This is a genomic window from Ferrovibrio xuzhouensis, assembly GCF_042648965.1.
Taxonomy (GTDB): domain Bacteria; phylum Pseudomonadota; class Alphaproteobacteria; order Ferrovibrionales; family Ferrovibrionaceae; genus Ferrovibrio; species Ferrovibrio xuzhouensis.
In genome coordinates this window covers 175,461-194,766 of sequence record NZ_JBHRYJ010000003.1, presented here as the reverse complement: position 1 = coordinate 194,766, position 19,306 = coordinate 175,461, and the positions used below count along the sequence as shown (strand labels likewise).

Sequence of the window (19,306 nt, the reverse complement as noted above, 5' to 3'; positions counted from 1 at the left end):
TCAATTAAACCAGTCAGTTGAGATCGTATGTGGAGTTGGCGTGGATTCTTGGCTTGACATTCAACGAAAAGGTTGAGTATTGGGGTCCATGCTCGAAACAACCCAACTCGACCACACCCTGCTGGCGCTGGCCGACCCGACCCGGCGGGCCATCCTGCAACGGCTGTCGGACAGCGGCGGCGAGGCGCGGGTGACGGACCTGGCCGCGCCTTTCCAGATGTCGCTGAATGCCGTCTCCAAGCATATCCAGCTGCTGGAACGCGCCGACCTGGTGCGCCGGCGCAAACAGGGGCGGGAGCATCTGCTGAGTTTCAACCCGGAGCCGCTGACCCGCGCCGAGCAGTGGATCGCCGAACGCAAGGCCGTCTGGGAACGGCGGCTCGACGCACTCGGCGATTTCCTGGCTGCGACCAAGCCCGAAGACGAAGGAAAGACACCATGACCCTGCAGAGGACAACGGCTGCTGCGTATCGCGTCATCCATGCCGAATTCACCATCGAGCGCGTCTACGATGCCGCGCCGGCGCGTGTCTATGCCGCCTTCGCCGATGTCGAGACCAAGCAGCGCTGGAGTTTCTGCCACAGCGAATGGCCGGTCGAGCATGTGCTGGATTTCCGCCCCGGCGGGCGCGAGACCATCCGCACCGGCCCGCCAGGCGGTATCGTGCATCTGTGCGATGCGCTCTATCACGATACCGTGCCGGCCGAGCGCATCATCTATTCCTACGCCATGCATCTGGATGCGCAGCGGATTTCGGTTTCGCTGGTGACCGTGCAACTGCAGGCCGAAGGCAGCGGCCGGACCCGGCTGACGCTCACCGAACAAGGCGCCTATCTGGACGACTGGACCGATGTGAAGGGGCGGGAAGAGGGCATGCGCCTCGGCCTCGACAACCTGGCTGAGGACCTGCGCCGCCCGCAGGCCGCCTGAAATATCCCCGATCCTCCGCTTTGAACAGAGAGAACCGAGACCATGAGCAAGCCCGCCGCCTCCGCCTCCACCAGCTTCCAGCGCATCGCCAGGCACGCCACTTTCACCATCGAGCGTGTCTACGACGCGTCGCCGTCGCGCGTGTTCGCCGCCTTCGCCGACGATGGTGCCAAGCTGAAATGGTTCGGTGGTCCCGATGGCTGGGTGAAGACGGCACGCGAATTCGATTTCCGGGTCGGCGGCCGCGAATACCACAGCGGCGGCCCGGCCGGTGGCCAGCAGCACGTCTTCGACGCGCATTATTACGACATCATTCCGAACGAGCGCATCGTCTATGCCTACGAGATGTATCTCGATACCACGCGCATCTCGGTGTCGCTGACCACCGTCGAGCTGAAACCCGAAGGCACGAAGACGCGGCTGACCTTCACCGAGCAGGGTGTCTTCCTCGACGATTTCGACGGCGCCAAAGGTCGCGAGGAGGGCAGCGCCTGGCTGCTCGACAAGCTGGGGCAGTCGCTGTAACGAGACAATCTTTGTCGCGTCAGATGCGGGCGACGCCCGACAGATGGTCTTTGCGCAGTTCCGCCAGTGGAACCGGGCCATCGGTCGTCTCGGCAACGGCAGGGCCCATCAGCAGGGTGAAACCGGCGGCCATGCCGATCTCCAGCATGTCCTTGTCGCGAATGTCGAACAGTGCGCTTTCCATCTGATAGGAGCGCACCCGTTGGGCAAACAGGGCCAGCGTCTCCGCTCGTTTCCGTAGAGGAATCTCCGCCGGACCGCAGGTCGTCGAGAACGCATGTACGCCTGCCGATCCATAGAGGTCGACCAGCTTCGGATCGGGCGGGATGCGCAGCGACTGCTTGTTGGACAGCGGCTGCAGATAGGACAGCAGGTCGGAAATCCGGCCGGTTGGCGTGCCGGCGGGAGTGCCGATGATGCTGAACGCCAGGTACTTGTACAATCCGGCGGGAATTTCGTGCAGGCGCTGGAGATAGACGTTGCGGGTTTTCGCCGTCACCAGGATTTCGTAATGGACCGGGATAACGATCAGTCCCTTGACACTGTTTCCCACCATCCGCTGCAGCCCCAGTGCGGCGCTCAGCAGCGCGTAACGATCCAGATGCAGGCGAAGTTCTTCGGGGTCCGGCGCAAAAGGGTCGTCGTCGAGCGATGCATCGTTCCCGTCATGCAGGACGCAGACTTGGAAAGCCGTGAATTCACGCCGCCTGGCATTGAAAATGGGATAGAAACGGGCACTGCATTCCTTCAGATAGGCGGCCACGCTTTTGCGCTGGAACAGCGATGCCATTGACTGGTCCAGATCGGTCAGGTCGGGGCCAGTGCCGGTCAACGGAGTCGCGCCGGCTCGTTCCTGCGCTGAGAGGCCCGCTTCATCGAACAGCAGGACGTTATCGGCCTCTTCGACCGGCATGCCGGTCTCGACATAGGCCAGCAGATCATCCAGCGTGGCGATCTTCTGCATCAACATGCTGCGGTCGACTTCCGCCACCCGTGACTTGACGGTGACGTCATGGCCGGAAGGGATTTCGCCAATGATGGCGCGCTGGGCTTCGCGCGCGATGGCTTCGGCCTTGACCTCTGCCTGATGGGTCGGCAGCCGCGTGAAGAGGACCAGGAAACGTTCGTCGTCGATCCGGTAATATGCGTCAGTGGGTTCTAGATAACGCTTAAAAATACCCTCGACGATACGATGAATGACGTCCCGGCGCTGATCCCAGTCATCGCCAAGCACCTCGCGGATGTATTCCAGGCCAACGAGCTGCAGCGTGCCGGCCTGAAGACGCGCCGGCAACGGGACTTCGGAACGGCGAATCTCGGCCAGTGCGGGGGAACGTTCCGCTACCCGGGACTTCGTGGCCGGATGGGCCGCCGGCTCGTGACGGCCGAGCAGGGTGTCGGCAACCTTCTGCAGGGTCGACCTGGAGGCGCGGTTCGACGGGGGATCGTTGTCAGTCATTTCTGCAACAGGAGGCCATACCCGGGCACCTGTTTTCAACAGTTTTGCGACAGGCGGTTGGCAAGCGACGCCATGCCGTGTCTGGACGACAGCCTACGGAGTGATCGGTGGCGGTTCGGTGGTGTTGTTTTTCGTCAGGCAGAACCGGAGTATAATCAACTGCGGTTTGATCCCTTGATCCGAGTCGCCTTCGTTCAAGAAATGACGCGGCTCGGTGTGTACATGCTCCCATGCTGCTGACCATCCTCGACTACACCGGCACCTTCGTCTTCGCCCTGTCGGGCGCTGCCGCCGGCGTGCGCCAGCGGCTCGACCTGTTCGGCGTGCTGGTGCTCAGCTTCGCGGCCGCCTCGGCCGGCGGTATCCTGCGCGACCTGCTGATCGGCGCGCTGCCGCCGGCGGCGATCCGCGACTGGGCCTATCCGGCGCTGGCCGGTGTTGCCGGGCTGCTGGTGTTCTTCTGCTTTCCGCTGGTGCATCGCCTGCGCCATCCGGTGCAGGTCTTCGATGCGGCAGGGCTGGCGCTGTTCGCCGTGCTGGGCACCCAGAAGGCGCTGCTGTTCGACATCAATCCGCTGGCGGCGGCGATGCTCGGCATCATGAGCGGCATCGGCGGCGGCATGCTGCGCGACGTGCTGCTGGCGCAGGTACCGCAGGTATTGAAGGCCGAGGTCTATGCGGTGGCGGCGCTGGCTGGTGCGGCGGTGGTGGTGGCCGCCGATGCGCTGGGCCTGCCGCCGGTGGCGGGCGTCGCGGCCGGCGGCCTGCTGTGTTTCGTCATCCGGCTGCTGGCGATCCGCTATGGCTGGCGCATCATGACAGCGCGCTGGCCCGGAACGGGCGATGGCAACGACTGACTGCCGGGCTGCTGCAACCATCTCTGCTGCACCATGCCTGCTGCAGCCGTCCCGGCGGTGGAGCGGAATGCAGCAATGCGCCGCGGTTTTCATGATACCCTGCGATAGCCCGGTGAGACGGATGTGTGTCCGCCACCGGACGAGTCATGGCGGCGCCAGTCTTGTACTGCCATGACCGACGCAGCTAGGCATCGAGCAGCCACCGCACCAGAGGATCGCGACCAATGCATGATGGGGCCTGTCCGACCACGGGTCCGAACCGGGTTTTTATCCGGTTCTGGCAATGTGCCGCGGGCTTCTGGCGCGATCCGACCACCGGTGTAGCTAGGGGCTTGATTGCCATTCTTGTCGTCGCCCCGATTCTGGAGCTGCTGGTGCAGTATCGGCTGAATGTCTGGACCCGCGATTTCTTCGACGCGCTGGAGCGCAAGGACGGTACGATGATCGGCCGCCAGGTTCTGGTATTCGCGCCGCTTGCCGTTGCCGGTGTTGCTGTGGCGATCACCGGGGTATGGAGCCGCATGAAGGCGCAACGCCAGTGGCGGGAATGGCTGAGCCGGCAGCTGATCGACCGGTGGCTTTCGAATGGCGGCTATCGCCAGATGGTCTTGCGGCTCGATGGTGATCTCAATCCGGAATACCGCATCGCCGAGGATGCGCGGGTGGCGACCGATGCCCCGATTGATCTCGGCATCGGCCTGCTGTCGTCCCTGTTGACCGTACTTACCTTCATCGGGGTGCTCTGGAGTGTTGGTGGCGATTTCGATGCGCGCCGCCTGGGGCACGACATTGTCATTCCCGGCTATCTCGTGCTGGGTGCTGTCGCGTATGCGGCATTCACCACGGCTGGCATGCTCGTTATTGGGCGCCGCATGGTGCAGGTATTCGAAGGCAAGAACAATGCCGAGGCTGAACTGAGGCATTCGGCTACCCGGTTGCGCGAAAATGCGCTGCTGGATGACAATTCGATAAACCGTGATGCGTTATGGAGCGCACTGGAGCTCGTCATCGCCCGGTGGCGCGATCTGGCCTGGCAACTGATGCAGACGACCCTGATTGCACGTGGCAGCCTGTTGTTGTCGCCGGTTGTCGCACTCGCCTTTTGCGCGCCGAAATATCTTGCCGGCACCATGACGCTCGGCGAGGTGACGCAGGCGTCGGCGGCCTTCGTCATCGTGCAGGCGGCGTTTAGCTGGCTGGTGGACAATTATCCGCGTCTGGCCGAATGGGCGTCTTCGGCCAATCGCGTGGGGTCTCTGCTGGTAACGCTCGACGGGATCACTCCATCGTTGCCGCCGTCAGGTGTTGCCAGCGGACCTGACAGCGGGAAGGAAGCCGGAGCCCCACACGGGTGACGGACTCCGCCTTTAAATGCCACGGTTCCCGCGATCACTCCGCGCCGGAAACGCCGGTAGGGATCGCGGTTGTGGCACGGACCGCATACTGCGTGTCATCTTGCAGGCGCAGCGGCTAAAGGCTGAGGCCCGTATGGCTGACCCCTGATGGCGGCGCAGGCCAGGCTGCCGGAATAGTCAGGACCAGCCGCCGGGCTGCATCTGGCCCTGCAGGGCGGTGACTTCGACGCCCACATGCATGCCGATATAGTCGGCGGTGGCGCCGGTGAAGCTGCCGTCGACCGGTGGCAACTGCGTGATGTCGCGCGCGACGGCGACCGGCACCAGGTTGTCGCTGCCATAGCTGCGGTTGGTCGGATCGAAGGCAACCCATCCGGCCCCCGGCAGGTAGATCTCGACCCAGGCATGGGTCGAGCCCGGCGCCGGGCCCGCGGCTGCCTGACCGGCCTGATCCGGACGGGGCAGATCGAGGCCGGGCAGGTAGACATAGCCGGACACCAGCCGGGCGCCGAAGCCGAGCCAGCGCACCGCCTCGGCCAGCAGCACGGCAAGGTCGCGGCACGAGCCCCAGCCGCGGCGCAGGGTTTCCATCGGCGTCTGGGTGCCCTCGGCATCGCGGCTCTGGTAGAACACCCAGTCGGCGATGCCGGCATTGAGGTCGCGCAGCAGCGACAGCGTGTCGGTCGGATGGGCCGCGACGAAGGCCTGCGCCCAAGCCTGCAGTTCGCCCTGCGGGTCCTGGTGCTGCGGCCGGGCCAGCGGGCCGAGGTCGTTCCACTCGCTGTCGGTATAGCGGAAAGGGTAGCGACCGGCCCGGCCGGCAAGCTGCGGCGGCGGTCCGGCCAGGATGTCGACGCGCACGTGACTGTCGATGGTCAGGCAATCGGCGGCCCACAGCGGCATCGCCGTGGCGATGGCATTGCCGTAGACGTCATCGCTCCAGCTGACCAGGCTCGGTGGCGCGGTCTCCACCGCAAACGACAGCAACCGCAGTGTCGGGCTTTCGCGCGGCCGCAGCATCAGGCGGTGCGGGCCGAGGCTGACCGGCCGGTGATACAGATAGGTGGTGCGGTGGTGGATGCCGAGCAGCATTCAGGCCTGCCGGTCGGCGTGCTGCGCGGCTTCCAGTTCGTCCGGATTGACGGTAACGAGCTGCTGCATGGAACTGCTGCCTCCGATGGCCGGCAGGTGCAGCAGTGTCGCCGTGCGGTGAAACGCCTGGAACGAGACGCCGGCGATTTCGTCTTCTTCGGTGATGACGAGATAGCGGCCGGCCGGCAGTGGCTTGTCCAGCACACTGAGGCTGAAGGGATGCAGGAAGGTGATGGTGGTCTCCGTGCTGCGGGCGGACATGTGAACCAGCCTTTCTCCGGTGCAAACGCCATTGCCCGGCAGCGGACATCGGCAGGCCCGGTGCCGGCAGCGAACGGTCTGTTTTTCCGGAATCGCTCTTTCACCATCTTCTGCCCCGCGGAAGCGGACGGCAAGGGTATTCTGAATCGCGCCGGAAACAGCCATCTTCGGCAGGGCATCTGTGCCAGGAATTGGCAGTCTTTGCCGGCCGGACCTGCTATGCTTGCGATTCAGGGGCAGTGGGGCAACGGATGTCATGACCATGCTGCGAATCGCCGGACTTCTCCTGTTTGCCCTGCTGTTTGCTGCGCCGCTGGCCATTGCGCAGAGCGCAACGCCGGTTGGCGTGTGGCAGGATGACAGCGGCCGCATCCAGGTGCAGATCGCCCCCTGCGGCGAATTCCTCTGTGGCACCCTGTTGTGGTTCAGATGGCCGAATGACGATCAGGGACTGCCGGTCGTCGACCTGAAGAACAGGGATCCCGGCCTGCGCGGCCGCCCATTGCTTGGGCTCGTCATTCTCTATGGTTTGCGCCGCACCGGTGAGCGGACCTGGGAGGATGGCAAGATCTACAATCCGGAGGATGGCGCGAACTATCACGCAAACATGTCGATCAACGATGACGGCAGCCTGCGGGTGCGGGCTTATGGCCTGCTGCCGATCTTCGGCAGGACCAGAGTCTGGCGCCGTATCCGCTGATCCCGGCAAGAGCGGCCCTGCTGCAGCCGAAGCGCCGCGCCACAAATTCGCCCGCTTTCCGTGATCATTCTGTGACCGGTAAAACAGCGGTAAGGATTTCGGTTAAATCTGGTAGTCGAGTTGCAGGCGAAGAGGGTTCGGCGTGCCATACGGGGCGAGGGGATCTGTCGGCAGACGGCTGCGGGTCGCGCTATGGGCAACCATGGTGTTGGCTGGTGGAACGGCGCTGTGCGGCGGGATGACGCCGGCGCAGGCCGGTCCGCTTGACCTGGCCGCACCGCTGCTCGGCCCCTGTCCGCTGTTTCCCGGCCCCGGCGATCCGGTCTATTGCAGTGCTGTGCTGCCGCCACCGGCCGCTGACACACCGGCGCCGGCCGTCCTGCAGGTGCCGCCGGCCGCCGTGGTCGAGGTGGTGCCGGACATCGCCTGGCGCGACATCGATCCCTACGCCATCGTGTTTCCGGCCGGCGCCCTGCCCGAGCTTTCGCCGGTGTCGCGATTGAGCGGTATCGATGCTGCGGGTGATGGCCTCGGCCTGACCGTGTCGCGCAGCGATGACGCCAGCGGCCTGCTGAGCGCGGCCTATGACGTGCCGGTTCGCGGCGACCTCCAGGTCCACAGCCACAGTGCGCTGAGCCAGGCGCCCGATGCCGACAACAGTGCGGATGTGCAGACCTATGATGCCAGCAGCGGCCTCAGCGTGGTCTATGCAGCCATACCTGGCGTGACGCTGGCGGTGGAACCGGATGTCTCGGTGAACTGGGGCGACGCGATGGCTGGCCAGACCCGTGTCGGTGTCGGCAACCGGCTGTCGACCAATCTGACGCGCAACCTGTCGGTTACGCTGTCGGCGGGCTATGACAGCTTCTTCTTTGCCGAGGATCCGCTGCAGAATTACCGTGCCCTGCAACAGCGCATTGCCACGACCTGGGGCCGGCCAGGCGGCTGGCAGTTCGGCCTGTCGGCCAGCAGCAGCAGCGAATGGAGCATTTACGAGGAGCGCCGGGTGATCTCGCCGGGTGTCTTCGTCACCATGCCGCTGGCCAGCGACGTCAGCCTGACCACGCGCAACGACTTCGGTATCACCCGCAGCAATCCCTATGACAGCGACACTGCGGCGCGGGATGATTACCGCAACACCTTCGGCGTGCAGGCGGTGTGGAAGCCGGCCGTGCTGGCCGGTCACGGGCTGCGCGTGATGGCGGATTATTCGCTCAGCTATGATACCGCACTGGCCGCCGATTCCGGCCTCGGCAACGACGTCAGCCTGTATGATACGGCCGCGCGGCTGGCGGTGGCCCTGCGTTTCTGATCTGCACGAACCCGCCGATCCGTGTGACCCAGTGCGTCAGCTTTTTTTCTCTTCCAGCTCGGTAATATCGCCCTCGGTGAAGAGGTAATCCTTCATCTGCCTGGCGAAATCCTCGTCGTTGCGGCGCAGCCATTCCAGCACCATCGCCGCATGTTCGATTTCCTCGCGCATGTTGTGCAGCAGGACCGCCTTCAGCGCCTTGTCCTCGCAGTCGTCGGCGCGCTGGCGGTACCAGTCGGCGGCCTCGAGCTCTTCCATCAGCGAGACGATGGCATGATGCATCGCCAGGGTCTTCTTGCTCAGGCGTTCGCGCGGGGCATGCAGATGTTCGCTCGACATGGGGGTTCCTCTGGTTTTTCTGTTTTGCCGGTCGGGGTGGGATGCTCCCGAGGCTAGGTCCGGCAGATGGCAGAAAAGAGGCAGGAAACCGTCGGCGTTGTGTCGCCTGGGATATGTCAGAACGCCAGCGTCTCGCCGATCTTCATGATACCGGCCTCATGCGGCGCATAGCCGGCCGCGGCGGCGGCGCGGGCCAGCCGCTCCGGCGCCTCGAACTGCGGCTCGTCGGCCAGCACGACGGTGCCCCAATGCATGCCGATCAGGCGCTTCGCACCGATGTCGCGGGCGATGGCGACGGCTTCTTCGGGCGTCGCGTGGCTCGCCTGCATGATGATGCGCGGCTCATAGGCGCCGATGCCAACCAGCGCGAGGTCGATGGGGCCGAGGCGTTGGCCCATCTCGCGGAACACCGCGCCATGGGCCGTATCGCCGGAAAAATACAACTGGCGGCCATCAGCCTTTGATGTGACGACAAAGCCGGCCCAGAGCGTGCGGTTGGTGTCGCGCAAGCCGCGCCGCGAGAAATGCACGGCCGGCGTGGCCGTCACCGTCACCCCGGCATGGTCGATGCTGTCGTACCAGTCGAGTTCGTCGATATGGGCATAGCCGCGCTGGCGGAAAAAGCCGCCGAGGCCGAGCGGCACGACGACCCGGAGACGATCCTTGCCGGGCAGCGCGGCAACGGTGGCGGCATCGAGATGGTCGTAGTGGTTGTGACTGACCAGCAGCAGGTCGAGCGGCGGCAGGTCGGTGACGCCGAGCGCCGGCGGCACATAGCGACGCGGCCCGAAGCGGCCCGGCCCGGCATTGGCCGAGAGATACGGATCGGTCAGCAGGGTGACGCCATTGATGCGCATCAGGAAGGCGACATGGCCGAGCCAGGTCAGCCGGTCGTGATTGCCGAGCCGCGCCATGCCGGCCCGCACCTCTGCCGGCGACAGCACATGGCCTGCGGGGGGCACGGTCAGATGGCCGCGCTTGCGCGTCATGCGCCACAGGAACGGCAGCATGTCGCCCAGGCCGGCATTGCGTGCCGGGCTGCCAGAGGGATTGCGGAAGCGTCCGTCCGGACCGTGATGGGCCGGCCGGCTGGTCGCTTTCTGGAGGGGCGGTCGGGCCATGCGCTTCTGCTTTCTGGGTCTGATCCCTGTTTCCTGCAGGTTACTATGGTTGCAGGCCATCGCAGCGACCGCGGTCACAGTGCCCCCGGGTTGCTGGCTTGACAGAGCAGGCTGAGGCCGGCTATTCCGGCAGCAGATGTCCGCGGTGTCCTGCCGCGTGGCCGTAAGCGTTAACGTCACTCAACGCACCTGGTCCTGCCGCCCTGATTCCGCCTGCCGTGCAGGCGGTGTTGCGATGGCAGGCGACCCGTCTAGGTGCTTTTGATGACCGCTCAGGCTTCCCCCGTATCTTCCGCCAGCGCCGCCGTTTCCTCGGACCCGAAGGCCGTGCTGCTGCGGCTGCTGCCCTTCGTCGCCATCGTCTTCCTCGGCATGCTGGCAATCGGCATTCCGCTGCCGGTGCTGCCCGCCCAGGTGCATGGCACGCTCGGCTTCGGCACCATCATGGTCGGCTGGGTGATCGGCATCCAGTCGATTGCCACCGTGCTGACCCGGCAATATGCCGGCACCACCTGCGACCGTCGCGGCGTGAAGACCGCGGTGCTGCTCGGCCTGCCGATGGCCACGCTGGCCGGCTGCCTCTATCTCGTTTCGGCACTGGCGCCGGTCGGCGCCAATGCCAGCCTCGCCATCCTGCTGGCCGGACGGCTGCTGCTCGGCTGCGCCGAAAGCCTGTTCCTCACCGGCACCATGACCTGGGCGATTGCCACGGTGGGCGTGCAGAATACCGGCCGCGTCATGGCCTGGCAGGGCATCGCCATCTTCGGTGCCACCGGGCTGGGTGCGCCGCTCGGCCTGTGGCTGCTGAACGCTTACGGCTTCGTGGCTGCCGCCGGCGTGGCGGCCGCCGTGCCGCTGCCGGCACTGGCGATTGCACTGCTGCGCAAGGGCATCGCACCGATGCCGGCCGGGCCGCGCGTCGCTTTCTATCGTGTCATCGGCCTGATCTGGCAGCCGGGCCTGGTGCTCGGCCTCGGCGCCATGTCGTTCGGCGCGCTGGCCGCTTTCGTGACACTGTATTACGGCGCCCATGGCTGGCCGGGGGCCGGCCTGGCGCTCAGCGGCTTTGCCGGCGGCTACATCCTGGTGCGACTGTTCTTCGCCGGCCTGCCGGACCGTCATGGCGGCACCAGGGTCGGGCTGGTCTCGCTGGCGATCCAGGCGGCCGGGCAGGGGCTGATGTTCATGGCGGCGACGCCGCTGGTCGCCTTCGCCGGCGCCACCGTTACCGGCATCGGCTTTTCGCTGGTCTTCCCGGCCATGGGCGTCGAGGCGATCCGCCGCGTCGCGCCGCAGAGTCGCGGCATTGCCGTCGGCGGCTTCATTGCCTTCTTCGACCTCGCGGTCGGTGTCGCCGGCCCGGCCATGGGGCTGGTCGCCGACGGCTTCGGCTATCCGTCGGTGTTCCTCACCTGCGCGGTGGCGGCACTGATTGCCATGGTGCTGGCCGCGACCCTGAAGCCGGCTGCCGCCTAGAGGGTTACAGCCGGTAGTCCGGCTCCTCGCGGTCGAGGCGACGGCGCATGCTGTCGAGATGGCTGCGCGCCGAGCTGCCGTCGCCTTCGCGCATCTGCCGCGCGGTCAGCTCGGCGATTTCTTTTGGCACCGGCAGCAGCTTGCGGCCGGTGCTCTCGGCGATGCATTGCACCTGGCAGGCGCGCTCAAGGTAATAGAGGTCGTCCCAGGTGCTGGCGATATTGTCGCCCAGTACCATCACGCCATGGTGTTTCATGAAGACGATATCGGCATCGCCGATGGCACCGGCGATGCGGTCGCCCTCACTGGTGTCAAGCGCCAGCCCGTTGTAGCTGGCATCGACGGCGACGCGGCCCCAGAATTTCAGCGCTGTCTGGCCGGCGAAGATCAGCGGCGGACCGTCCGTCATGCTGAGCGCCGTGGCATGAGGCATATGAGTGTGCAAGGCGACGCGGGCGCGCGGCAGTGCCTTGTGCAGCCGGCCGTGGATATAGAAAGCCGTTGCCTCCGGCGCACCGTCGCCGGCCACGACGTTGCCGTCGAAATCGCAGACCAGCAGGTTCGAGGCGGTCACCTCGCTGAAGGCATAGCCATAGGCGTTGACCAGAAACAGGTCGTCGTAGCCCGGCAGCATGGCCGAGAAATGGTTGCAGATGCCCTCATGCAGGCCGAGCCGTGCCGCCATGCGGAAACAGGCAGCGAGATCGATGCGGGCCTGGCGCACGCTCTCGCTGTCAAGCGGCGGGCGATTCGGCAGGTCCCGCGGCGCCGTGGCACCCGAGGGTGATGTCGTGCCGGCGGTGGCGGTGAAGACGTGGGCCATGAATGCTTCTCTCCCTGCCGGTTGCGCGGTTACTGGCGCCAGAACGAGCGGCTGAACGGAATGATCAGGATCAGGATTTCCAGCCGGCCAGCCAGCATGCCGATCGCCATCATCCACTTCGCCGCATCGGGGATGCTCTGGTACGTGCAACAGGGGCCGACATTGGGGCCGAGCGCGGGACCGACGCCGCCCAGCGCCGTGGCGGCGGACCCCAGGCTTTCGATGAAGCCCATGCCGGTGGCGGTGAGGCCGAGCGACAGCAGGAAGAAACTGGACATGTAGATGAAGAAATAGTTGGCGACGCCCGAGCGTGCGAGATCGGGTACTGTTTCGCCATTGAAGGTGACGCGGAAGGTGCCATGCGGAAACACCTGGCGACGGATCTGCACCCGCAGCATCTGCACCAGGGTGAGCAGGCGGAACATCTTGATGCCGCCGGCAGTGGATCCGGTGCAGCCGCCGGCCAGCATGCCGAGCAGCATCACCAGCTCCGGGAAACCGCCCCACTGGGCATAGTCCGGAGAGGTGAAGCCGGTGCAGGTGATGATCGAGACGAAGGCGAAGCTGGCCTGGCGGAGCGCGGTGGAAAAACCGGCGCCGTTATGGACCATCTGCCACAGGGTCAGGGCCACCACGGCGCCGGCGATGATGCCGAGGAACAGCCGCACCTGGCTGTCGCGGACCAGCGGGCCGGGCTGGCCGTGCAGTGCCTGCAGGTGGAGTACGAAGGGCATCGCGCTCAGCGCCATGAAGACGACGCTGATCCATTCGATGGCCGGACTGTGGAAATAGCCGATGCTGGCGTCGTGGGACGAGAAGCCGCCGGTGGCCACCGCGGCCATGGCGTGGCCGATGGCGTCGAACACATTCATGCCGGCAAGCCAGTAGCTGAAGGCGCAGAGCGCGGTCAGGCCGATGTAGATCAGGCCGATCTGGGTGATCACCTCGGTTATGCGTGGCAGAAACTTGCCCGATTGCGCCGAGAGATCGAGGCTGAACAGCTGCAGGCCGCCGATGCGCAGGAACGGCAGCAGCAGCACGGCGATGGTGACCACGCCGAAGCCGCCGAACCAGACGAGCAGGAAACGCCACAGCAGCAGGCCGCGCGGCGCCTCGTCAAGGCCGACGATCACCGTCGAGCCGGTGGCGGTCAGGCCCGACATCACCTCGAAGATCGCATCGGTCAGGCTGAGCTGGAACTGCGACAGCATCAGCGGGACGGCGCTGCACAGGGCGACGGTCAGCCAGGCGGCCGGCACCGCCAGCATGGTCTCCTGCACCGTCATCTCGGTATCCTGGCTGCGCGTGGCGATGGCCACCGTGACGCCGACGAACAGGGTACCGAGCGCGCAGAGCAAAAAGATGCGGTAATCGGAATTGCCGTCGACCAGGTCGAGCAGGGTGGGGGCCAGCATCGCCACGCCGAAACAGCAGACGATGACGCTGACGAAATACAGGATCGGCCCGAGGGTGACTGGGCCCCGCCGCAGTTGCGGCTGGGTGACGACGGCGGTGCTCATGGCGGCGGAGTGTGGTCTTGCGCCCGCCGGGAATCAAGAGGGCCTTCGCGCTTGACAGGCCGGGGAATCCGGTCCGCAGCAGTGGCCCGCACAAAAGAAAAGGCCCCGCCGGCAGGAAACCGGCGGGGCCCATTGGACTGCACAGCCGAAACCGTGAGCCCAGGGAAGTTCGTCTTGGGAGGTACCTAGACGGAGTAGTACATGGAGAACTCGATCGGGTGCGGGGTGTGTTCGAAGTTGTACACCTCCTCCCACTTGAGCTCCATGTAGGCGTCGATGAAGTCGTCGGTGAACACGCCGCCGGTCTTCAGGAAGGCGCGATCGGCATCCAGGCTCTCAAGCGCCTCGCGGAGGCTGCCGCAGACCTGCGGAACGTTCTTCAGTTCCTCGGGCGGCAGTTCGTAGAGGTTCTTGTCCATCGGGTCGCCCGGATGGATCTTGTTCTTGATGCCGTCGAGGCCGGCCATCAGCATGGCGGCATAGGCCAGATACGGGTTGGCACCCGGATCGGGGAAGCGGACCTCGACGCGCTTCGCCTTCTCGCCGGCACCGAACGGGATGCGGCAGGACGCCGAGCGGTTGCGCGACGAATAGGCCAGCAGCACCGGAGCCTCGAAGCCGGGGATCAGGCGCTTGTAGCTGTTGGTCAGCGGGTTGGTGAAGGCATTCAGCGCCTTGGCATGCTTGATGATGCCGCCGATGTAGTACAGCGCCATGTCGCTGAGGCCGGCATACTTGTTGCCGGCGAACAGCGGCTTGCCCGCCTTCCACAGCGACTGGTGGACGTGCATGCCCGAACCGTTGTCGCCCTTGACCGGCTTCGGCATGAAGGTCGCGGTCTTGCCCCAGGCATGGGCGACGTTGTGGACGCAGTACTTGTAGATCTGCATGCCGTCGGCGCACTTCAGCAGGGTGTCGAACTTCACGCCCAGCTCATGCTGGCTGTTCGCCACCTCGTGGTGGTGCTTTTCGACCGCCACGCCCATCGAGGCGATGGTCGACAGCATTTCCGAGCGCAGGTCGCCGCCCTGGTCGAGCGGGGCGACCGGGAAGTAGCCGCCCTTGATCGGGGCGCGATGGCCCATGTTGCCGCCTTCGTAGACCTTGCCCGAGTTGTAGGCGCCCTCGACGTCGTCCATGTAGACGAAGGTCTCGTTCATCGAGGTCTTGTAACGGACGTCGTCGAACACGAAGAACTCGGCTTCCGGGCCGAAATAGGCGGTGTCGGCGATCTTGGCCGACTTGATGTAGGCCTGCGCCGCCTTGGCGATGCCGCGCGGGCAGCGGTTGTAGGGGGTGCCTTCACCGGGGTTCAGCACGTCGCAGAACAGCACGGCGGTGGTCTGGGCGGCGAACGGGTCGAAGGTCAGGCTGTCGAGGTCGGGCATCAGCAGCATGTCGGACTCGTTGATCGCCTTCCAGCCGGCAATCGACGAACCGTCGAACATGATGCCTTCCTTCAGGGCGTCCTCATCGCACATGCCGATGTCGAAAGCGACGTGCTGCCACTTGCCGCGCGGGTCGGTAAAGCGGAAGTCGACGTACTTGGTCTCGGCTTCCTTCAGTTTCTTGACTACAGATTTTGCATCAGCCATGGCTGTTTTCCTGCTGCTTCTTCCCTGGGTTGAAGATACTCACGGAGAGTCGTGAAAGGCGGGGGAGACTCTGCCCGCCGTCAGACCGCTTCCGCACCCTTTTCGCCGGTGCGGATGCGGATGACCTCTTCGACGGTCGAAATGAAGATCTTGCCGTCGCCGATGCGCCCGGTGCGGGCCGCCTGGGTGATGGCCTCGACGGCCTTCTCGACCATGCCGTCATCCAGCACGACCTCGATCTTTACCTTCGGCAGGAAGTCGACGACATATTCGGCGCCGCGATAGAGCTCGGTATGGCCCTTCTGGCGGCCGAAGCCCTTGGCTTCGGTCACGGTCAGGCCCTGCAGGCCGATCTCGTGCAGCGCTTCCTTCACTTCGTCCAGTTTGAACGGCTTGATGATGGCTTCGATTTTTTTCATTGGGTCCTACAACGCTTTGGTCGATAAGGGGTTGCCCGATTTGGATGTCCGCCTTGTTTATGCATGGTGCATGCCAGTCTTAATCGGGCCTTAACCCGCTGGATTCCCGCCGAGGCAGAACTCCTGTGGGTATCTTTCGCGGGGCTATTGAGCAGGAAATAAGCGAAATGAGCAAACATTAGGCAGAAAAATGCCTAATGTTTCTGCTTCCGTCCCGCCAGAAAGCCCGCAATCCTTTGCAGCGCCTCGGAAATCGCCTCATCCGAGGCCGCGAAGCTGAGTCGCACGTAGCCCTCACCATGACGGCCAAAGCTGGTGCCGGCAATGGTGGCGACGCCGGCTTCTTCCAGCAGGCCGTCCTGGATCTGGCGGGCATTGAGCCCGGTGCCGGTGATATTGGGGAAGGCGTAGAAGGCGCCCTCGGGACGGATGCAGCTGATGCCGGCGATCTGGTTCAGCCCGGCGACGCAGAGGTCGCGGCGGCGGCGGAAGGCCTGGCGCATGGTCTCGACCGCATCCTGCGGGCCGGTCAGGGCGGCGATGCCGGCGAACTGGGTGGCGGCGTTGACGCAGGAATGGGTGTTGATGGCCAGCCGCGTGGCGATCTCGGCCAGCTTCTGCGGCCAGAGGCCCCAGCCGAGCCGCCAGCCGGTCATCGCATAGGTCTTCGACCAGCCTTCGAGGATGATCAGCCGGTCCTGCAACTGGTCGAGATAGGGAATGAGGCTGGCATAGGTGCCGTCGCCGTCCAGCACCAGCCGCGAATAGATCTCGTCGGCCATCAGCACGACATTTGGGAAACGCTGTAGCCCTTCCGCCAGCTTTTTCACTTCCTCGGCCGGGGCGACGCCGCCGGTCGGGTTGGCCGGCGAATTGACGATCAGCAGCCGGGTGGCCGGCGTGATCCGGGCCAGCAGGTCGTCGGCGCGGAAGGCGAAGCCGTCCTTTTCCAACAGCGGATAGCCGCAGGCCTTGGCACCGGTGTAGTTGACTAAGCTCTCGTAGATCGGGAAGCCGGGGTCGGGATACATGATCTCGGCGCCGGGCTCGCCGAACATCTCGATGGCGGTGGCCATGGTCACCTTGCCGCCGGGCACGATGACGATGCGGTCGGGCGAGACTGTCTTGCCATAGCGCGCGGCAATCTCGGCGCAGACCGCCTCGCGCAACGGCAGGATGCCATTGGCCGGCGTGTAGCCGTGATGGCCGTCGCGCAGCGCCTTGATGGCGGCCTCGACCACATGGGGCGGGGTGGGGAAGTCGGGCTGGCCGATGCCGAGATTGATGACGGATTTACCCTGGGCCTCCAGCGCCTTGGCGCGGGCCAGCACTTCGAAGGCACTTTCGGTGCCCAGTCGCGACATACGCGCTGCAATCTGCATTCCGGGTCCTCCCTGGTCCGGCGATTTAAGGCATGGCGGCAGGGCGCCGCAAGGGTCGCCGGCCTAGCTTTTCACCATGGCCTGTGCGGCCTTGGCGGCCCGGACCAGACAGTCGATGAAGCCGGCCATCGGCGGCGAGGGCGGATGCAGCCGCGAATAGTAGATGCAGGTGCGCAGCACGATGCGGGGCCGGAACGGCCGTGCCACCACGCCGGGAAAGATGCCCTGCGTCAGCATCAGCGGATTCATCAGCCCGACGCCGAGGTTCTGCTGCACCAAGCTGCAGACGCCGATGGCATTGGCGGCGACGATCTGCGGCGGCCGGGCGACGCGGGCCTGCTGGAACATCGCCGCGATCAGATGCGTGGTCGCCGAACTGTCGGGCAGGCCGATCAGGGTTTCGTCGGCGAGGTCGGCCGGACGGATGAAGGGGCGGCCGGCCAGCCGGTGCTGTTTCGGCAGGGCGGCGACCAGGGTGGTCTCGCAGACATCGCGCACGGTGCAGAGCTGCACCACGCGGGCATCGATCTCCTGCACCGGCGGGGTACCGATGCCGATATCGACCTCGTTACCGGCCACCTTGTCGAGCAGGCCGAGCGTGCTGTCGATCTGGATCTCTATGCGGATGCCGGGCCAGGCGGCGCGGAAGCGCTCGATCGCCAGCGGCACGATGGAGACCAGTGCCGGTCCGGCGACGCCGAGCACGATCTGGCCGATGTCGCCGCCGCGCAGTTCCAGCGCCACGCGGCGGGCGCGGTCGAGATGGTCGAGCGCGCGCTGGGCAAACGGCAACAGGCGCTCGGCCTCCTGGGTCGGCGTGAGGCGGCCCTTGACCAGCCGGAACAGTGAAAGCCCGGTTTCCTGCTCCAGCACCTTCAGGCTCTTGCTCACCGCGGCCTGCGAAACGCCAAGCGTATCAGCCGCTTCCGCCATGTTGCGACTGAGCGCCATGGTCAGGAAGATCTCGAAATGGCGGGCGGTGACGGCTTCGAGCGGCATGGAAATATCGTGGTTTTTCAAGCGGTAGGACTTAACTTTAAGTTAAGTCTATTTTGATTGAGGTTGCAACGTCATCGGGCTTTCATGATCGGGCCGACGGTATTGAGTCGCTGGCAGCGTGTTCATCGCGCAGCCGTGGCCTCCGGGGACGGCGGTACAGGAGGGATCCATGGCAATGGCACTGGAAGACGGTTCGCAGGCGGCAGGCAGCAGCCTCGCGCAGGACATGAAGGGCCTGATCGGCCGCTATACCGACAAGACCTTCGACTGGGACGCCTTTCCCGCCAGCCGCGATTTCCCCGATCTGGCGCGCTGCCAGATGCGTTACATCGGCGGCGGCGGCTCGCCCAAGGTGAATGACCCGGCGACCCTGCCGGCCGGCAAGTTCACTTTCAGCATGGTGCACCAGCCGCCGGGCAAGTTCGCCGCCTCGCATTCCCATGAGGTCGTCGAGCATTTCCTGATCCTCGAGGGCGTGCTGACTGTCGGCTGGGTCTGGGGCGACGAGGTGATCGAGGCCAAGCTGGCGCCGGGCGACCTGGTGCTGAACAAGCTCGGCCGCCCGCATGGTTTCCGCAATGACGGCGTCGAGCCGGTGCTGATGCAGATCACGGTGGGCAGCGGCAAGCCGCAGCCGCCGGTCTATGTCTGCCATCCGCGCGACAAGGGTATCGAGGCGGCGCGCCGGTTTGGCGCCGGCGCCGGGCCCGACAAGATCATCCCGTTCAATCCCGACAGCAGCGACTTCCGCCAGCGCGAGTTGGCCCAGTATCTGGTGCGCTATCGCGATCGCGTGCCGGTCTGGCACAAGGCCGGCTTCGCCAGCATGACCTATATCGGCGAGCAGGCCGCGCCGCCGCAGCATTACCGCATGGAGATGATCCATCTGTCGAAAGGCGCCGGTATCAAGGCCTACAGCCGCGACGTCGAGGATGTCTATTTCGTGCTCGACGGCACCGTCACCGTGGGCTGGGAAGAGAACGGCAAGACGGTCGAGCAGCGCCTCGGCACCCGCGACCTGATCTTCAATCCGGCCGGCCGCGCGCATTATTTCCGCAATGACGGCCCTGCCGATGCGCGTTTCACCATGGTGGTCGGCTCGCCGGCGCCGGAAACCGTGGCCTTCACCGCGGCATGACGG

Annotated in this window: 20 protein-coding genes; 9 read left to right on the top strand and 11 right to left on the bottom strand. The window is 65.3% G+C overall.

The genetic code is table 11. From position 1 onward, the window contains the following. The first annotated feature begins 88 nt into the window (after positions 1–88). Genes ACFOOQ_RS14650 through ACFOOQ_RS14640 form a run of 3 tightly spaced genes read left to right on the top strand, consistent with a single transcriptional unit; the run spans position 89 to position 1,455 of the window. Complete coding sequence (locus ACFOOQ_RS14650; protein WP_379727971.1) at positions 89–442, top strand: ArsR/SmtB family transcription factor; 354 nt, start codon at positions 89–91, stop codon at positions 440–442. After that, on the top strand, positions 439–930 hold the full coding sequence (locus ACFOOQ_RS14645; RefSeq protein WP_379727969.1) for an SRPBCC family protein: 492 nt from the start codon (positions 439–441) through the stop codon (positions 928–930). Before ACFOOQ_RS14650 ends, ACFOOQ_RS14645 begins: the two co-directional genes overlap by 4 nt. 42 nt (positions 931–972) lie before the next feature. Further along, positions 973–1,455, top strand: coding sequence for an SRPBCC family protein (locus tag ACFOOQ_RS14640; RefSeq protein WP_379727967.1), 483 nt, complete (start codon positions 973–975; stop codon positions 1,453–1,455). A 19-nt stretch (positions 1,456–1,474) separates the two neighbouring features. On the opposite strand, the gene ACFOOQ_RS14635 is transcribed toward ACFOOQ_RS14640, so the two are convergent. Further along, a complete protein-coding gene (locus tag ACFOOQ_RS14635; RefSeq protein ID WP_379727965.1) occupies positions 1,475–2,914 on the bottom strand; it encodes a hypothetical protein in 1,440 nt (479 codons plus the stop codon). A 230-nt stretch (positions 2,915–3,144) separates the two neighbouring features. Between ACFOOQ_RS14635 and ACFOOQ_RS14630 the strand changes: the two genes are divergently transcribed. Continuing rightward, entirely contained in the window at positions 3,145–3,771 is a 627-nt protein-coding gene (locus ACFOOQ_RS14630) for a trimeric intracellular cation channel family protein (RefSeq protein ID WP_379727963.1), read from the top strand. A gap of 224 nt (positions 3,772–3,995) precedes the next feature. Next, a complete protein-coding gene (locus ACFOOQ_RS14625; RefSeq protein ID WP_379727961.1) occupies positions 3,996–5,126 on the top strand; it encodes an SbmA/BacA-like family transporter in 1,131 nt (376 codons plus the stop codon). A gap of 177 nt (positions 5,127–5,303) precedes the next feature. On the opposite strand, the gene ACFOOQ_RS14620 is transcribed toward ACFOOQ_RS14625, so the two are convergent. Both ACFOOQ_RS14620 and ACFOOQ_RS14615 read right to left on the bottom strand, forming a co-directional pair. Next, positions 5,304–6,218: a transglutaminase family protein gene (locus tag ACFOOQ_RS14620; RefSeq protein WP_379727959.1), complete on the bottom strand. Its 915-nt coding sequence runs from the start codon at positions 6,216–6,218 to the stop codon at positions 5,304–5,306. Then, positions 6,219–6,479 carry a hypothetical protein gene (locus tag ACFOOQ_RS14615; RefSeq protein WP_379727957.1) on the bottom strand — a complete coding sequence of 87 codons (261 nt, stop codon included), beginning with the start codon at positions 6,477–6,479 and terminating at the stop codon, positions 6,219–6,221. A gap of 262 nt (positions 6,480–6,741) precedes the next feature. Here ACFOOQ_RS14615 and ACFOOQ_RS14610 point away from each other — a divergent pair, with 262 nt between their 5' ends. Continuing rightward, the gene (locus ACFOOQ_RS14610; RefSeq protein ID WP_379727955.1) at positions 6,742–7,179 is read left to right on the top strand and encodes a DUF2147 domain-containing protein; all 438 of its coding nucleotides are present in this window, start codon (positions 6,742–6,744) and stop codon (positions 7,177–7,179) included. Between the two features lie 202 nt (positions 7,180–7,381). Beyond that, entirely contained in the window at positions 7,382–8,491 is a 1,110-nt protein-coding gene (locus ACFOOQ_RS14605; RefSeq protein ID WP_379727953.1) for a hypothetical protein, read from the top strand. 36 nt (positions 8,492–8,527) lie between these two features. On the opposite strand, the gene ACFOOQ_RS14600 is transcribed toward ACFOOQ_RS14605, so the two are convergent. Next, positions 8,528–8,830, bottom strand: a complete 303-nt coding sequence (locus tag ACFOOQ_RS14600) for a ferritin family protein (RefSeq protein WP_379727951.1) — start codon at positions 8,828–8,830, stop codon at positions 8,528–8,530. Positions 8,831–8,946: 116 nt separating this feature from the next. Beyond that, the gene (locus tag ACFOOQ_RS14595) at positions 8,947–9,951 is read right to left on the bottom strand and encodes an MBL fold metallo-hydrolase (RefSeq protein ID WP_379727949.1); all 1,005 of its coding nucleotides are present in this window, start codon (positions 9,949–9,951) and stop codon (positions 8,947–8,949) included. A 264-nt stretch (positions 9,952–10,215) separates the two neighbouring features. Here ACFOOQ_RS14595 and ACFOOQ_RS14590 point away from each other — a divergent pair, with 264 nt between their 5' ends. Continuing rightward, the gene (locus tag ACFOOQ_RS14590) at positions 10,216–11,427 is read left to right on the top strand and encodes an MFS transporter (protein ID WP_379727947.1); all 1,212 of its coding nucleotides are present in this window, start codon (positions 10,216–10,218) and stop codon (positions 11,425–11,427) included. A gap of 4 nt (positions 11,428–11,431) precedes the next feature. Here ACFOOQ_RS14590 and ACFOOQ_RS14585 read toward each other — a convergent pair whose 3' ends face one another. The 6 genes from ACFOOQ_RS14585 to ACFOOQ_RS14560 all read right to left on the bottom strand — a co-directional run bounded on the left by ACFOOQ_RS14585 (position 11,432) and on the right by ACFOOQ_RS14560 (position 18,165). Beyond that, on the bottom strand, positions 11,432–12,250 hold the full coding sequence (locus ACFOOQ_RS14585) for an aldolase (protein WP_379727945.1): 819 nt from the start codon (positions 12,248–12,250) through the stop codon (positions 11,432–11,434). Positions 12,251–12,279: 29 nt separating this feature from the next. After that, positions 12,280–13,770 (bottom strand): TrkH family potassium uptake protein, encoded by a 1,491-nt coding sequence (locus ACFOOQ_RS14580; RefSeq protein ID WP_379727943.1) that lies wholly within the window; start codon positions 13,768–13,770, stop codon positions 12,280–12,282. A gap of 185 nt (positions 13,771–13,955) precedes the next feature. Next, on the bottom strand, positions 13,956–15,365 hold the full coding sequence (gene glnA / locus ACFOOQ_RS14575; protein ID WP_379727941.1) for a type I glutamate--ammonia ligase: 1,410 nt from the start codon (positions 15,363–15,365) through the stop codon (positions 13,956–13,958). A gap of 80 nt (positions 15,366–15,445) precedes the next feature. Beyond that, entirely contained in the window at positions 15,446–15,784 is a 339-nt protein-coding gene (locus ACFOOQ_RS14570) for a P-II family nitrogen regulator (protein ID WP_379727939.1), read from the bottom strand. A 194-nt stretch (positions 15,785–15,978) separates the two neighbouring features. Then, the gene (locus ACFOOQ_RS14565; RefSeq protein WP_379727937.1) at positions 15,979–17,166 is read right to left on the bottom strand and encodes a pyridoxal phosphate-dependent aminotransferase; all 1,188 of its coding nucleotides are present in this window, start codon (positions 17,164–17,166) and stop codon (positions 15,979–15,981) included. Positions 17,167–17,229: 63 nt separating this feature from the next. After that, a complete protein-coding gene (locus ACFOOQ_RS14560) occupies positions 17,230–18,165 on the bottom strand; it encodes a LysR family transcriptional regulator (protein ID WP_379727935.1) in 936 nt (311 codons plus the stop codon). Positions 18,166–18,334: 169 nt separating this feature from the next. Between ACFOOQ_RS14560 and ACFOOQ_RS14555 the strand changes: the two genes are divergently transcribed. Continuing rightward, positions 18,335–19,303 carry a cupin domain-containing protein gene (locus ACFOOQ_RS14555; RefSeq protein WP_379727933.1) on the top strand — a complete coding sequence of 323 codons (969 nt, stop codon included), beginning with the start codon at positions 18,335–18,337 and terminating at the stop codon, positions 19,301–19,303. Positions 19,304–19,306 lie beyond the last annotated feature (3 nt).